We start from the raw sequence: 15181 nt of genomic DNA on the forward strand, positions 1-15181 counted from the left end.
CGTGTCGCTCTCCACCCCCTACCGGGGGCAACACCGGCGGCCCGGCGGAGCCGGTTCCGCGGTGTTTCTGGTTTCTGCTGCATGGTGGAGGTGCCATGAGTACGGACTCGATGTCCATCGTTGGGCGGATCTTTCGGCATCGGCTGGCGTGGCCTTTGATTACCTTGCTGATCCTGCTGGCGATCAATGCGGCGTTCAACGCCAGCTTCCTGCACATCGAGGTGCGGAGCGGGCACTTGTACGGGAGCCTGATCGACATTCTCAATCGCGCGGCGCCGCTGGTGCTGGTTTCGCTGGGGATGACGCTGGTCATCGCGACGCGGGGCATCGACATTTCCGTGGGGGCCGTGGTGGCGATCGCGGCGGCGCTGGCGGCCTGGATGATCGGCGGGTCGCTGGTGGTGAACAACGGCGCGGCCGCCGAGGTCAGTCGCTTTCCGATGTGGCTGGCCATCGTGACGGCACTGGCTGTTGCGGCGGTCTGTGGGTTGTGGAACGGGCTGCTGGTGGCGCGCGTGGGGATGCAGCCGATCATTGCGACGCTGATCCTGATGGTCGCGGGGCGCGGGATCGCGCAGCTGATCACGGGCGGGCAGATCATCACGATCTACTACGCGCCGTTCTTCTTCATCGGGAGCGGTTATCTGTTCGGATTGCCGTTTTCTGTCTACATCGCGGCGGTGGTGTTCGCGGTGCTGTACCTCGCGATCACGCGCAGCGCGCTGGGGCTGTTCATCCAGTCGGTGGGGATCAATCCGAATGCAGCGCGCGTGGCCGGCGTGCGCGCGCGGCGGATCATCGTGGGCGCGTACATGTTCTGCGGCTTCTGCGCGGGGGTGGCCGGGCTGCTGATCAGCTCGAACGTCAAGAGCGCGGATGGGAACAACGCGGGCCAGCTGCTGGAGCTCGATGCGATCCTGGCCGTCACGCTGGGCGGCACGGCGCTCACGGGCGGTCGCTTCAGCCTCGTTGGCAGCGTGATCGGTGCGCTCATCATCCAGACGCTGACCTACGGGATCTATTCGCTCGGCGTGCCGCCGGAGATCAACCTGGTCGTCAAGGCGGCGGTGGTGTTCGTCGTGATGCTGCTGCAGTCCGCCGAGTTCCGCGCGAGTCTTCGGCATCTGGTGCAGCGGCCGCCGCGCGGGGAGATGGTGCGATGAGTGCCGTCGTGCCGGAATCCACCGCACGTTCGCCGCAGCCCCCGGCGCCGGCGCAGCGCCCGCGCACGCGGCTCAATCCGAAGTACCTGCCGCTGGCCGCGACCATCTCGCTCTTCGTGCTGATGGCGACGCTGGGATCGGTCTTCTACGACGGCTTCTTTTCGCCACAGGTGTTCCTGAACCTGCTGATCGACAACGCCTTCCTCTGCATCGTCGCGGTCGGCATGACCTTCGTGATCCTGTCGGGCGGGATCGACCTCTCGGTCGGTTCGGTGATCGCGCTGACCACGATGGTGTCGGCCTCGCTGGTCGAGAAGCACGGCTGGAGCCCGGGCATCGTGATTCCGCTGGTGCTGGTGATGGGCACCCTGTTCGGCGCCTTCATGGGGCTGTTGATCGAGCGCTTCCGCCTGCAGCCCTTCATCGTCACGCTCGCCGGCATGTTCCTCGCGCGCGGGCTCTGCTACCTGATCAGCATCGACTCGATCAGCATCACCAACGAGTTCTATTCGGAAGTGTCGCAGTGGCGCCTGCCGGTGTGGGGCGGCGCATCGATCACGATCAGCGGGCTGATCGCGTTGGCGATGGTGGCGCTCGCGGTGTTCGTGGCGCACTACACGCCATTCGGGCGCACCGTTTACGCCATCGGCGGCAACGAGCAATCGGCGCTGCTGATGGGCCTGCCGGTGCGCTCCACGGTGATCGGCGTCTACACGCTCTCGGGCTTCTGTTCCGCGCTGGGTGGCGTGGTGTTCACCTTCTACATGCTCTCGGGCTACGGGTTGCACGCGGTGGGCCTCGAACTGGACGCCATCGCGGCCGTGGTGATCGGCGGCACGCTGCTCACGGGCGGGGTCGGCTACGTGGTCGGCACCCTGTTCGGCGTGCTGATGCTGGGCATCATCCAGACGCTCATTTCCTTCGACGGCACGCTGAGCTCCTGGTGGACGCGCATCGTGGTCGGCGTGCTGCTCTTCGTCTTCTGCCTGTTGCAACGCCTGTTCTCCGCGCGTGCCGCGGAGCGTCGCTGACGACGCCTCCTCCCCCTTTACGGAATTCCATCGCATGTCCGACTCCCCGAGAAAACTGCGCTCGTCCGAATGGTTCGGCACGGCCGACAAGAACGGCTTCATGTACCGGAGCTGGATGAAGAACCAGGGCATCCCCGAACACGAGTTCGACGGGCGGCCCATCATCGGCATCTGCAACACCTGGTCGGAGCTGACGCCTTGCAATGCGCACTTCCGCAAGATCGCGGAGCACGTGAAGCGTGGCATCTCGGAGGCGGGCGGCTTCCCGGTGGAGTTTCCGGTGTTCTCCAATGGTGAATCGAACCTGCGACCGACGGCGATGCTCACGCGCAATCTCGCGAGCATGGATGTGGAGGAGGCGATCCGCGGCAACCCCATCGATGCCGTCGTGCTGCTCACCGGCTGCGACAAGACGACGCCCGCGCTGATGATGGGCGCGGCGAGCTGCGACATCCCGGCCATCGTCGTCACGGGAGGGCCGATGCTCAACGGCAAGCTCGAAGGCCGCGACATCGGCTCCGGCACGGCGGTCTGGCAGTTGCACGAGGCGATGAAGGCGGGCGAGATCAACGTGCACCAGTTCCTCTCGGCGGAGGCGGGCATGTCGCGCTCGGCGGGCACCTGCAACACCATGGGCACGGCCTCGACCATGGCCTGCATGGCCGAGGCGCTGGGCGCTTCGCTCCCGCACAACGCGGCGATTCCGGCGGTCGATGCGCGGCGCTACGTGCTGGCGCAGATGTCGGGCATGCGCGCGGTCGAGATGGCGCGGGAAGGGCTGACGCTGTCGAAGATCCTCACGCGCGAGGCTTTCGAAAATGCCATCCGCACCAATGCGGCGATCGGCGGCTCCACCAACGCGGTGATCCACCTGAAGGCGATCGCGGGGCGCATCGGCGTGCCGCTGGAACTGGAGGACTGGACGCGCATCGGGCGAGGAACGCCCACGCTGGTCGACCTGATGCCCTCGGGCCGCTTCCTCATGGAGGAGTTCTATTACGCGGGTGGCTTGCCGGCGGTGCTGCGCCGGCTCGGCGAGCATGGCCTGCTGCCGCATCCGGATGCGCTCACTGTCAACGGCAAGTCGCTGTGGGACAACGTGCGCGACGCGCCGAGCCACAACGACGAGGTGATCCGCCCGCTCGATCGGCCGCTCATCGACGACGGCGGCATCTGCATCCTGCGCGGCAACCTGTCGCCACGTGGCGCTGTGCTGAAGCCGTCGGCCGCATCGCCGGAACTGCTCAAGCACCGTGGCCGCGCGGTGGTGTTCGAGAACCTGGAGCACTACAAGGAGCGCATCGTCGACGAGGAACTCGACGTCGATGCCGACTCGGTGCTGGTGATGAAGCACTGCGGGCCCAAGGGCTACCCCGGCATGGCCGAGGTCGGCAACATGGGCTTGCCGCCCAAGCTGCTGCGCCAGGGCATCAAGGACATGGTGCGCATCTCCGATGCACGCATGAGCGGCACCGCCTACGGCACCGTCGTGCTGCACGTCGCGCCCGAGGCGGCCGACGGCGGGCCGCTTGCCGCGGTGCGAGACGGCGACTGGATCGAGCTCGACTGCCACGCAGGCCGGCTGCACCTCGACATCAGCGATGCCGAACTGGCCGCGCGTCTGGAGGCGATCGCCGCCGACGTGGCGCCGCTCAAGGGCGGCGGCTACCAGCGCCTCTACGTCGAGCACGTGCTGCAGGCGGACGAAGGCTGCGATTTCGACTTTCTCGTCGGCTGCCGCGGCGCCGCCGTGCCACGCCATTCGCATTGAACCGGAGACCATCCCCATGACCTCATCGACGAAGCGCCGCTACCAGGGCATCTTCCCGGTCGTGCCGACCACCTTCACCGAATCGGGCGAACTCGACCTCGCGAGCCAGAAGCGCTGCGTCGACTTCATGATCGACGCGGGCTCCGACGGCCTCTGCATCCTCGCCAATTTCTCCGAGCAGTTCGTGCTGTCGGACGAGGAGCGCGAAGTGTTGACGCGCACCATCCTCGAACACGTGGCGGGTCGCGTGCCGGTGATCGTCACGACCACGCATTTCAGCACCAAGGTGTGTGCCGAGCGCAGCCGTCGCGCGCAGGAGATGGGCGCGGCCATGCTCATGGTGATGCCGCCGTACCACGGCGCGACCTTCCGCGTGCCGGAGCCGCAGATCCACGCGTTCTATGCACGCCTGTCCGATGCGGTCGACATCCCCATCATGGTCCAGGACGCACCGGCCAGCGGGACCGTGCTTTCGGCCCCATTCCTTGCGTGCATGGCGAAGGAGATCGAACACGTCGCGTACTTCAAGATCGAGACCGCCGGCGCCGCGGCCAAGCTGCGCGAATTGATCCGGCTCGGCGGCGATGCGATCGAAGGGCCATGGGACGGCGAGGAAGCCATCACGCTGATGCCGGACCTCGACGCGGGCGCGACGGGGTCGATGACGGGCGGCGGGTACCCCGACGGTATCCGGCCGATCATCATGGACCACCTCTCCGGGCGGCGGGAGCAGGCCTTCGAGCGCTACCAGCGGTGGCTACCCCTGATCAACTACGAGAACCGGCAGGCGGGCCTGCTGGCCTGCAAGGCGCTCATGAAGGAGGGCGGGGTCATCGACTGCGAGGCGCCGCGCCATCCGCTGCCGGCCATGCATCCGGACACGCGGGCCGGCCTGATCGAGACGGCGCGGCGGCTCGATCCGCTGGTGCTGCGCTGGGGGCGCTAGCGCTTCGTCCAGAAAGGCTTGGCTTCGGCGATCTTGTCGAGTGCCTTGCGGCATTCCACCGCATCGGCCGGTTGCCTCGCGCTGAGCCAGCCGACAGCGAACCACGCCCGCCCGTCGTGCGGGGCGGCGTCACGGTAGGCGGCGATCGCCACCGCGTCGTCGTTGTGCTTGCCGAGTGCGTCCTGTGCCGGCTCCAGCCCCTTCAGGTAGCGGCTGGCCTGCCGTTCGCCGAACAGCGGCGCGACGAACTCGCCGAGATAGCGCAGGCGCTTGAGGCGCTTGCGCACGCGATGCTGCGCGGTAGGCTCCAGCGCTTCGAAGCGTCGGCCGTCGCGCACCACCTTGCGATGCAGGTCGGAAAGCCGCTTCCGCAGCACCGCGCTGGGGGAGGCGCCTTCTTCGGCGTCATCGTCCGCGCCTTCTTCGGGAAGGGATGCCGCGACCAGTTGCATCAAGACCGTCTGGAAGGCCGCGCCGCTCGCGACCTCTGCGGGTTCGGGCATGCCGGCGGAGGGCGCCGGCCACACGACGGGTGGCCCGCCGACGGCCTCGATTAGCGGCTGGTACGTCTGCAGCAGATGCTCGCGATCGCGCTGGGCACCGAGTGCGCGAAATGCGTCGACCAGCGCCGGCTCCCAGGCCGGATCGATGCTCGGCGCGAGGTCGGCCATCTCCCGCAGGGCGGTCCGCAGGCGACGGATGCCCACCCGCAACTGATGCACGTGCTCCGCGTCGGTGCTGCCCGCGGCGACTTCACTCGCGTTGGGAAGGATCTGCGCCAGGCAGCTGTTCAGCACCGCCCGGAAGATCTGCGCGCCGGTGAGATCGTCTGCCAGCGCCGGCCGCTGCGCCTTGGTGGGCGAACCGTGCTGAATGCCTTTCGCGAGCCGCTCGCCGCGCGCGGACTTCGACACCGTGTCGAGCCAGAGCCCGTAGCGGTTGCGCCAGCGCTGCGCGAGTTCGAGCATCGACTGTGGACTGCCGTGCTTCAGCTCGATCTCCAGCTCGCACAGCGCCCTCGCGTTGGCGCCCGCGCGCACTTCGCCGCGGTCGAAGGCGAGTTCGACCAGTGCGTCGCCGGTTCGCATCTCGCGCGTGGTGCGCCACACGTCGGTGCCGTAGAGCGCGACAAGCGCGACCATCGCCGGGTCATGTCCCGCCTCGCGCAAGACCTTCGTGATCAGTTCGCCGACGGGCGTGCCCTCGTGACGCTCGATGCGCGGCAAGGGCACTTCGCGAGCACCCATGGCAGGCAGATCGAAGTTGTGTTCGTGACGTTCGAGCGGACCGCTTGTCGGCGCCTTGGCCGTCTGCACCCATTGGCCGCCTTCCTTGCGAAGCCGCAGCACGATGCGATGCGCCGCCAGGGCGCCATCCGCAGTGTCGAAGTAGCGCGCGCGCAGCCGGGTGCGGTAGGAGCGTCCTCTTGCGACCGCGGTTTCGACCGCGGCCTGGTGTGCAGGGTCGATCTGGAATTTGAGTTCGAACTCGGTCACGGCGCGGGTGCCCGCGCGAGCGCGCCGGGATCAGTTCTGCTGCAGTTCATTGACCTGCATCGACAGGTCGAACAGCTTGGACTTGCTGGCGTAGTAGCGGTCGAGGCGCCATTCCTTGAGGATGTCCATCGCCAACTGGAAGCTCTTGTAGTCGAGTTCATACAGCGTGACCAGTTCGAAGCTGTGCTCCGATTCCAGCGCCAGAACCAGTCTGGCGAGGATCTTTGCCGACTCGTTGGCCGGGTCCGTTTCAATGAACCGGCGAGCGACCTTGATGGCGTTCATGGGGGACTTTCCTCGTGAGACAAGCTCTCGACTATAGCCAGCGCCCGATCGCCGTTTGTGACAGCCGCATGACGGAGTAGAACATAGGACCTACCCGCCGGCGATGCGGCGGACCTGACTATCGTGCCGGGACGGGCACCACCGTCGTGCGAATCACGCCGCCGCCCAGCACGCTGCCGGTGACATTGGTCTGTCCGGTGCCCATCACGCGTGATTCGCAGGCAGCCCGGTCTTCAGGAGGTTGCCTGTTGCAGCGCGCCAGGGCGTTCGCCTGGAGGGTCGCAACGTCGGGGTTGGAGAGTCCGCCTTGCCGCGCTGCCTGTTGCGCCGCACCTTTCTCGCGCAGGCACGCCTGCTTGTTCTGCTGGACGCCGTCGCACACGAGGGATCCGGAAACGGAACCCTGGGCGAGTGCCGACGAGGCACCGACAAGACCGCCGGCGGCGACAAGAACCGCGAGGCACGAACGAAGGGCGTTGGACATGAATCACTCCTTTTGATTGGGGCCGCGGAATTGCACCGCCATGGGTGCCGAGTTTCAGCCCCGGAAAGTCAGGAGTGTGTGGGAGATGGCAGCCGTCGGCCAGTCCCCGCAGGCGCGCGTTCTTGTCGGACAAATCCCGCAGTCGGACGGGCAGAAGGCTCGCAGAAGCCCGCCAAGCCGGCGGCGGGCTTCGCGAGATGGATCAGCCGGCCGCGATGCGCTTCGCGATGTGAGCGAGCGCTTCCTCGACCTGGTCGACCAGGATCAGCGAGAGGTCGCCTGGCTGCAGGCGCTCGAGTGCGCTGTCGATCGCGATGAACTCGCCGCGGATCTCGTCGATGAAGCGCGTGCGCTGCGCACCGACGAGGCCCTGCCGAAGCAAGGCCATGACCTCGCCATCCGCACGGCCACGCTGGGCGGCGTCCTGGTAGAGGATCACATCGTCGAAGGCTTGGCCGAGGATCGCCGTCTGGTCCACGATGTCGCAGTCGCGGCGGTCGCCGGCGCCGCTGATGACCACCGAGCGCTTCCTGGCCGGCATGGTGTCGACCGCGGCAACCAGCGCACGCATCGCATCGGTGTTGTGGCCGTAGTCGGCGATCACCGTCGCGCCGCGGTAGTCCATCACGTTGAAGCGGCCGGGCACGCCGGCCGCATCGTTCTTGAAGCTGGCGAGGCCGCTGCGGATGGTGTCCCAGTCGAGGCCGACCGCCCACGCGGCCGCGACCGACGCCATGACGTTGTCGACCTGGAAGCCGATGGTGCCGTTGCGCGTGATCTGCACGTCGCGCAGCGGGATGCGCTCGCGCCATGAGCCTTCGGCGGCGACGAGGGTGTCCTGGTCGACGTAGACCGTGCGCTTGCCCTGGGCGCGATGCGTGGCCATGACCGGGTGCTGCCGGTCGGCGGCGAAGAAGATCACGCTGCCGGGGCAGGTCGTGGCCATGGCCGACACGTTCGGGTCCGCGGCGTTGAGCACCGCGTAGCCGTTGGGCGCGACGTTGCGCACGATGACTCGCTTGAGCACCGCGAGGTCTTCGACCGTCGTGATGTAGTTGAGCCCGAGGTGGTCGCCGCTGCCGATGTTGGTCACCACCGCCACCTGGCAGCGGTCGAAGCCGAGGCCTTCGCGCAGGATGCCGCCACGCGCCACTTCGAACACGGCCGCATCGACGTCGGGGTGCAGCAGCACGTTGCGCGCGCTCTTGGGGCCGCTGCAGTCGCCGCTGTCGGTCTGCCGGCCGTCGACGTAGACGCCGTCGGTGTTGGTCATGCCGGTGCGCAGGCCGCTGCTGGCGAGCATGTGGTTGATGAGGCGCGCGGTGGTGGTCTTGCCGTTGGTGCCGGTCACGGCCACCACGGGGATGCGGCCATCGTCGCCGTGCGCGAACAGGGTGTCCATCACTGCCTCGCCGACCGCGCGGCCGCGGCCGAAGGACGGCGAGATGTGCATGCGCAAGCCGGGCGCTGCGTTGACTTCGACCACGCCGCCGTGCTGCTCTTCGAGCGGGCGCAGGACGTTCTCGCACACCATGTCGACGCCGCAGATGTGCAGGCCGACCATCTGGGCCGCATCGACGGCGCGTGCCGCCACTTCGGGATGCACCGTGTCGGTCACGTCGGTGGCGGTGCCGCCGGTCGAGAGGTTCGCGTTGTTGCGCAGCACCACGCGCTGGCCGAGCGCGGGCACGCTGTCGGGCGTGAGGCCCTGCGCGTCCAGGCGGCCGACGGCGATGTCGTCGAGCCGGATCTTGGTCAGCGAGGTTGCATGGCCTTCGCCGCGGCGCGGGTCCTGGTTGACCACGTCGACCAGCTCGCGGATCGTCTTCGTGCCGTCGCCGATCACCTGCGGCGGATCGCGACGGGCGGCGGCCACGAGGCGGTCGCCCACGACCAGCAGGCGGAAGTCGAAGCCGGGCAGGAATTTCTCGACCATGACTTCACCGTAGACGGCGGCCGAGTCGTAGGCGGCAATGAGCTGCTCGCGCGTCGTGATGTTGACGGTCACGCCTTTGCCCTGGTTGCCGTCCTGCGGCTTGACCACCACCGGCAGGCCGACTTCCTGCGCCGCGGCCCAGCCATCGTCGGCATCGGTGACGGGCCGGCCCAGCGGCACCGGCACGCCGGCTGCGTTAAGCAGTTGCTTGGTCAGTTCCTTGTCCTGCGCGATCGCTTCGGCCACGCCGCTGGTGCTGTCGACTTCGGCCGCCTGGATGCGGCGCTGCTTCGAGCCCCAGCCGAACTGCACGAGGCTGCCGGAGGTGAGGCGCCGATAGGGAATGCCGCGCGCGACGGCCGCATCGACGATCGAGCCGGTGCTCGGGCCCAGCCGTTCGGATTCGTCGAGGTCGCGAAGCTCGGTAATGGCCGCGGTGGCGTCGAACTCGGTGCCGTTCTGTGCGGCATCGATGAGCGCCTTCGCCAGTTCGAGCGCACGGCGGCCGACGGCCTCTTCGCTGTACTGGAAGGTGACCTGGTAGACGCCTTCCTCGATCGTGCGGGAGGTATGGCCGAAGTTCACCGCGCAGCCCGCCTGGGCCTGCAGCGCCACGGCGGCGTTTTCGAGCACGTGGGCGAGGGCCAGCGGCTGGCCGAGGACGATCGGGTGCAGTTCGCCGATGTTCGGGAACAGTGCGCGCAGGCGGGCTTCGAAGCCGGCAAGACGCCCGATGGCATTTTCATCATCCTTGCAGGTGACGATGGCCTCGATGCAAGTGTGGCGGCTCCACAAATTGGGACCGCGCAAGGCGCGAGTTCTAGTGACTTCCATGTTCTTATCTCCCCCCCGCCAACGCAATCCGTGGAATACCGCGAAACCGGCTTGGCCGGGCCGCAGGTATTGCCCCCTGCAAGGGGGAGAGCGACACGAAGTGCGCGAGCCTGGGGGTGTGCATTAATCAGGCGAATTGATGTTCGGGTGAGACCAGGGTCTGCGACAACTGGAGCGAGGCCAGCGCTGCCTGCAGGTCGGCTTCGAAGGCTTCGACGCCGGCGCCGATCAGGTTCAGCGGAATGCCCATCGCCCAGGCTGCCGCGACAGCGGCAAGGAGGCTTTCCAGGCTGACGCCCGCATGCGTGGCGCGCCAGATCGTCAGGCGGCCGAGTCCGGGCAGGAAGGATTCGCTGCTGCCGTTGGCCAGCACCACGCGGTCCTGGCGGACGAGGACGGCCTTGCCGCCGGCGGACTGGTGTTTGCCCAGTGCCTCGGCCTGCGGATCGGCGGAATAGAGGATCACGCCGCCGTCGCACAAGGGCGCCAGTCCGGCCACGCGCTGGTCGGCGGCGTTGAGGACGGCGGTGCCTTCGGGCAGCACGACGTCGACCTGGGTGCGAAGCACGCGCACCATCTGGTCGCTCTCGGTGATGTCGAACTCGGCCAGCGTTTCGGAGCCGTCGAGGTCGGTCACGATGCCGACTTCACAGCGGTCGTAGGCGAGGCCGTCGCGCAGGATGGTCTCGGCGCCGTTCTCGATCACCACGGCCTGCACGGCGCGGTTGACCAGCAGGCGATGGCCCGCCGCCCAGTTGGCGCTGTCGCGTGCGTCGACGCGACGGCGTTCGAGGAACAAACCGTCGCGGCAGGCCAGGCCGGTATGGCGTCCACCGAGGCCGATCAGCCAGGCGACCAAGCGCGACAGCACGGCCGTGTCGCGCGAGCCGGCGACGCCGACCACGGGAATGCGGCCCGGTGCATCGTCCGGGAAGAGGTGGTCGCAGATCGCGCGGCCGACCGGACGCGGCGAACCGACGGCGGGCTTCAGATGCATCAGCAGTCCGGGGCCGGCATTGACTTCGACGATGGCGCCGCCCTGCGCCGCGAGCGGTCGCGAGATGTCCAGCGCCACGAGGTCGACGCCGGCGATGTCCAGCCCGACCACGCGGGCGGCGAGCACGGCCGCGTGCGCGACTTCGGGGTGAACCTGGTCGGTGCAGTCGATGGCCATGTTGCCGTTGCGCTGGATCGTGACGACCCGGCCGGACGCGGGCACCGAATGGCCTTCGAGGTCCTGGCGCTTGAGTTCGAGTTGCAGCTTGGCGTCGGTCTCGAGGACGATCACGTCCAGCGGGAATTCCTCTTCCGCGCCGCGACGCGGGTCGCTGTTGAGTTGGCTTTCGATCAGCTGCGCCACGGTCGACGTTCCGTCGCCCGTCACGGTGATGATCTCGCCGCGCGCAGCGGCGACGACCTGTCCGCCGACCACCAGCAGCCGGTGTTCCGATCCGCGGATGAAGCGCTCGACCATCACGTCGCTGCCTTCGGGCTCCGCGACGGCGAAGGCGGCGATGACTTCCTCGCGGGTGTGGAGTTCGAGCGAGACGCCGCGGCCGTGGTTGGCATCCGACGGCTTGACGGCCACCGGCAGGCCGATGTCCTCGGCGGCTTCCCAGGCTTCCTCGGCATTGGCGACGACCTGGCCCTCAGGCACCGGCACGCCGCAGCTGGCGAGCAGCGACTTGGTCAGCTCCTTGTCGCTGGCGATGGATTCGCCGATGGCGCTGGTGTAGTCGGTCTCGGCCGTCCAGATGCGTTGCTGGTTGGCGCCGTAGCCGAGCTGGACCAGGTTGCCGCTGTTCAGGCGCATGTGCGGGATGCCGCGGTCGGTGGCGGCGCCGACGATGCAGGCGGTGCTCGGGCCGAGGTAGCAGTCCTCCACCTTGGCCTTGACCGCGTCGACCGCGCGCTGCACGTCGGCCGCGTCGAAGGGATCGTTGTTGATGGCCGCCATCAGCAGCTGGTGGCCTTCGGCCAGCGCCACGCGGGCGACCTGCTCGTCGCGGGCGCGGAACACCATCCGGTAGACGCCATGCTGCGAGGTGCTGCGCGTCTGGCCGAAGCCGGTCGGCATGCCGGCCAGGTTGAGCAGCTCGATCACGACATGCTCCAGCACGTGGCCGGCCCAGGTGCCTTCGTTCAGGCGCTGGATGAAGCCGCCGCGCTCGCCGACGCCGCAATGGTGCTCGATCAGCGCCGGCAGCAGGGTCGTCAGGCGGTCGGTGAAGCCGTCGATCTTGTTGGAGGGATAGTCCTCGAGCGCGCCAAGGTCGAGCCAGACTTCCAGCACGGGCCGGTAGGTCCAGAGGTTGGGGCCGCGCAAATAGTTGATGCGCAGCAGGCGTATGTCGTCGAAACGGGTCATGAAAACGTTCGATGTGCTTTGACCGAGCACCACGGCACCTTCAAGCGCGCCCATGGTCATCGGTCAGAATCGGCGCCCGGCGAGCGCCATGAAGGGTCCGTTGGCGGGCCAGAGATACAGAAACACAATGCAACATCACGATCCAGTTGGCACCCCGGGGGGCGAAACGGAGGAGGCCTCAGACGCTCTGAAAAGCCGGCTCACAGGCGCTGAAAACGTTCTGGCGACCCTGCCGGTTGACCTCGACGGTCAGCTTCGGTTTGCCTCCGGCCTCCTGGCACTGACGGATTGCCGGCTCCTGGCCCGCGCGCCGGACGGCACCTGGGCAGAGTGGCCACTGGCGCCCGGGCTGGAGCTCCAACTGGCCGATCACGCAGGGGTCGGGACGCTGGATCTGGTCGACGACAAGGGCCGACTGGCGCGCTGGCGTTACACCCTCGCGCACCAACCTGCAGCATTGCGGCTCCTGAAACTGTTCGAGCAACAGGCGGAGGGAGTCGCGCAGGCGACACCCCCGGGGTCCGACAGCGACGAAGCGCCGCTTGCGGAAACCGAGTTGCAGACGCCGCCTTCCACCTGGGTGCTGCTGCGGCTGGGCCGCTTTGCCAAGCCGTATCGCAAGCAATTGATCATCGGGTTTCTGCTGACGCTGGCCTCGACCGCCGCCACGCTGGTGCCGCCCTACCTGACCATCCCGCTGATGGACGACATCCTGATCCCGTTCCAGAACGGCCAGAAGATCGCGGTCGCCAAGGTCGTCATGTTTCTCGGTGCGCTGCTTACGGCCGCGCTGGTGGGCTGGGCATTGGGCTGGGCGCGCACCTACCTGCTGGCGCTCGTGTCCGAACGCATTGGCGCCGACCTGCGCACCACCACTTACGAACACTTGCTCACGTTGCCCCTGGATTACTTCGGCGGCAAGCGGACGGGCGACCTGATGGCGCGCATCGGCTCGGAGACGGACCGGATCAACGTCTTCCTGTCCCTGCACGCGCTCGACTTCCTGACGGACGTGCTGATGATCGTCATGACGGCGGTCATCCTGATCTCGATCAATCCGCTGCTGGCGATCGTCACCCTCGTGCCGCTGCCCTTCATCGCCTGGATGATCCATGTCGTCCGCGACCGGCTGCGCACCGGCTTCGAGAAGATCGACCGCGTGTGGAGCGAGGTGACCAACGTGCTGGCCGACACGATCCCCGGCATCCGCGTGGTCAAGGCCTTCGCGCAGGAAAAGCGGGAAGCGCGCCGCTTCCATGCCGCCAACGCCTACAACCTGCAGGTCAACGACAAGCTCAACAAGACCTGGTCGCTGTTCACGCCGAGCGTGTCGCTGCTGACGGAAATCGGCCTGCTCGTGGTCTGGGGCTTCGGCATCTGGCAGGTGGCGCGCGGGCGCATCACGGTCGGTGTGCTCACGGCCTTCATCGCGTACATCGGCCGCTTCTACACGCGGCTCGATTCGATGAGCCGCATCGTCTCGGTCACGCAGAAGGCGGCGGCCGGCGCCAAGCGCATCTTCGACATCCTCGACCACGTGAGCAATGTGCCCGAGCCGGTCAATCCGGTGAAGCTCGGGCACGTCGAGGGTCGCATCCAGATGGCCGACGTGGGTTTCCGCTATGGCAGCCGCGCGGTGATCCGCGACCTGGACCTCGTCATCGAACCGGGCGAGATGATCGGCCTCGTGGGCCACAGCGGATCGGGCAAGAGCACGCTGGTCAACCTGATCTGCCGCTTCTACGACGTGACGGACGGCGCGATCAAGGTCGACGGCACCGACATCCGCCGCTTCGCGGTCGCCGACTACCGGCGCCACGTGGGGCTGGTGCTGCAGGAGCCCTTCCTGTTCTTCGGCACCATCGCGCAGAACATCGCCTACGGCAAGCCCGATGCCACCCGCGAGGAGATCGTCGCCGCAGCGCGCGCCGCGCATGCGCACGACTTCATCCTGCGGCTGGCGCACGGCTACGACTCGCTGGTGGGCGAGCGCGGGCAGGGGCTTTCGGGCGGGGAGCGCCAGCGCATCAGCATCGCGCGCGCACTGCTGATCGACCCGCGCATCCTCATCCTCGACGAGGCCACGTCGGCGGTCGACACGGAAACCGAGAAGGAAATCCAGAAGGCGCTCGACAACCTGGTGCAGGGGCGCACGACGATCGCGATCGCCCACCGTCTCTCGACGCTGCGCAAGGCCGATCGGCTGGTGGTGATGGACCGCGGCGAGATCGTCGAGGTGGGGCCGCACGACGAGCTGATGGAAAAGCAGGGCGCCTACTGGCGGCTCTACCAGGCGCAGCTGCGACAGGCCGACGAGGAAAGCGCAGGCGCGGCCGACGAACGCGCCGCCGTGGCGCTGGCGCTTGGCGGCCACGCGGCCCATCCGGCGGGGGAAGCATGAACGACCGACTCGAACTGGCGCGCGATGCATTTGGCCGCCTCGTGCTGACCGATGCGGAGGGCGTGCGCCATCCCGGCGTAGTGCCGGTGCGCGCGTTTCCGTTAACTGCGCCGGACGACGGCATCTCGCTGGTGGGCAGCGATGGGCGCGAACTCGTGTGGATCGACCGCCTGGACGCATTGCCCGAGCCCTTGCGCCAACTGCTCGACGAGGACCTCCGCGCGCGCGACTTCGCCCCGACGCTGCTGAAGCTGCACGGCGTGTCGAGTTTCGGCGTGCCCAGCACCTGGCGCGTGAGCACCGACCGCGGCGAGAGCAGCTTCGTGCTCAAGGCCGAGGAAGACATCCGGCGCCTCGAAGGCGGCGAGTTGCTGATCGCCAGCGCGCATGGCGTGCAGTTCCGAATTCCCGACGTGAAGGCGCTGGACCGTGCGTCGCGGAAGCTGCTGGAGCGCTTCCTCTAAAG

11 protein-coding genes are annotated in these 15181 nt (G+C 67.8%); 6 read left to right on the forward strand and 5 right to left on the reverse strand.

Annotation, left to right across the window (positions count from 1 at the left end; genetic code table 11):
* Positions 1 to 95: 95 nt before the first annotated feature.
* The 4 genes from ACSFBL_RS25270 to ACSFBL_RS25285 are packed head-to-tail and all read left to right on the forward strand — an operon-like array spanning position 96 to position 4911.
* Positions 96 to 1163: an ABC transporter permease gene (locus ACSFBL_RS25270; protein ID WP_435518565.1), complete on the forward strand. Its 1068-nt coding sequence runs from the start codon at positions 96 to 98 to the stop codon at positions 1161 to 1163.
* On the forward strand, positions 1160 to 2194 hold the full coding sequence (gene yjfF, locus ACSFBL_RS25275) for a galactofuranose ABC transporter, permease protein YjfF (RefSeq protein WP_435518566.1): 1035 nt from the start codon (positions 1160 to 1162) through the stop codon (positions 2192 to 2194). The genes ACSFBL_RS25270 and yjfF overlap by 4 nt, the downstream gene beginning before the upstream one ends.
* Before the next feature lie 34 nt (positions 2195 to 2228).
* Positions 2229 to 3965 (forward strand): IlvD/Edd family dehydratase, encoded by a 1737-nt coding sequence (locus tag ACSFBL_RS25280; RefSeq protein WP_435518567.1) that lies wholly within the window; start codon positions 2229 to 2231, stop codon positions 3963 to 3965.
* Between the two features lie 16 nt (positions 3966 to 3981).
* The gene (locus ACSFBL_RS25285; RefSeq protein WP_435518568.1) at positions 3982 to 4911 is read left to right on the forward strand and encodes a dihydrodipicolinate synthase family protein; all 930 of its coding nucleotides are present in this window, start codon (positions 3982 to 3984) and stop codon (positions 4909 to 4911) included.
* Here ACSFBL_RS25285 and ACSFBL_RS25290 read toward each other — a convergent pair.
* From ACSFBL_RS25290 to ACSFBL_RS25310, 5 genes are all read right to left on the reverse strand, one after another.
* Complete coding sequence (locus ACSFBL_RS25290) at positions 4908 to 6407, reverse strand: CYTH and CHAD domain-containing protein (protein WP_435518569.1); 1500 nt, start codon at positions 6405 to 6407, stop codon at positions 4908 to 4910. The genes ACSFBL_RS25285 and ACSFBL_RS25290 overlap by 4 nt on opposite strands.
* Before the next feature lie 30 nt (positions 6408 to 6437).
* Entirely contained in the window at positions 6438 to 6692 is a 255-nt protein-coding gene (locus ACSFBL_RS25295; protein ID WP_435518570.1) for a hypothetical protein, read from the reverse strand.
* Positions 6693 to 6810: 118 nt separating this feature from the next.
* Positions 6811 to 7176, reverse strand: coding sequence for a hypothetical protein (locus ACSFBL_RS25300; RefSeq protein ID WP_435518571.1), 366 nt, complete (start codon positions 7174 to 7176; stop codon positions 6811 to 6813).
* A gap of 202 nt (positions 7177 to 7378) precedes the next feature.
* Positions 7379 to 9946, reverse strand: a complete 2568-nt coding sequence (gene cphA / locus ACSFBL_RS25305; protein WP_435518572.1) for a cyanophycin synthetase — start codon at positions 9944 to 9946, stop codon at positions 7379 to 7381.
* Positions 9947 to 10073: 127 nt separating this feature from the next.
* A complete protein-coding gene (locus tag ACSFBL_RS25310; protein WP_435518573.1) occupies positions 10074 to 12314 on the reverse strand; it encodes a cyanophycin synthetase in 2241 nt (746 codons plus the stop codon).
* A 127-nt stretch (positions 12315 to 12441) separates the two neighbouring features.
* On the opposite strand from ACSFBL_RS25310, the gene ACSFBL_RS25315 reads away from it, so the two are divergent.
* Positions 12442 to 14715 (forward strand): cyanophycin metabolism-associated ABC transporter, encoded by a 2274-nt coding sequence (locus ACSFBL_RS25315; protein ID WP_435518574.1) that lies wholly within the window; start codon positions 12442 to 12444, stop codon positions 14713 to 14715.
* Entirely contained in the window at positions 14712 to 15179 is a 468-nt protein-coding gene (locus ACSFBL_RS25320; protein ID WP_435518575.1) for a cyanophycin metabolism-associated DUF1854 family protein, read from the forward strand. Before ACSFBL_RS25315 ends, ACSFBL_RS25320 begins: the two co-directional genes overlap by 4 nt.
* Positions 15180 to 15181: the final 2 nt, after the last annotated feature.

It is taken from the genome of Variovorax glacialis (assembly GCF_051216375.1).
Classification (GTDB): Bacteria; Pseudomonadota; Gammaproteobacteria; order Burkholderiales; family Burkholderiaceae_C; genus Variovorax.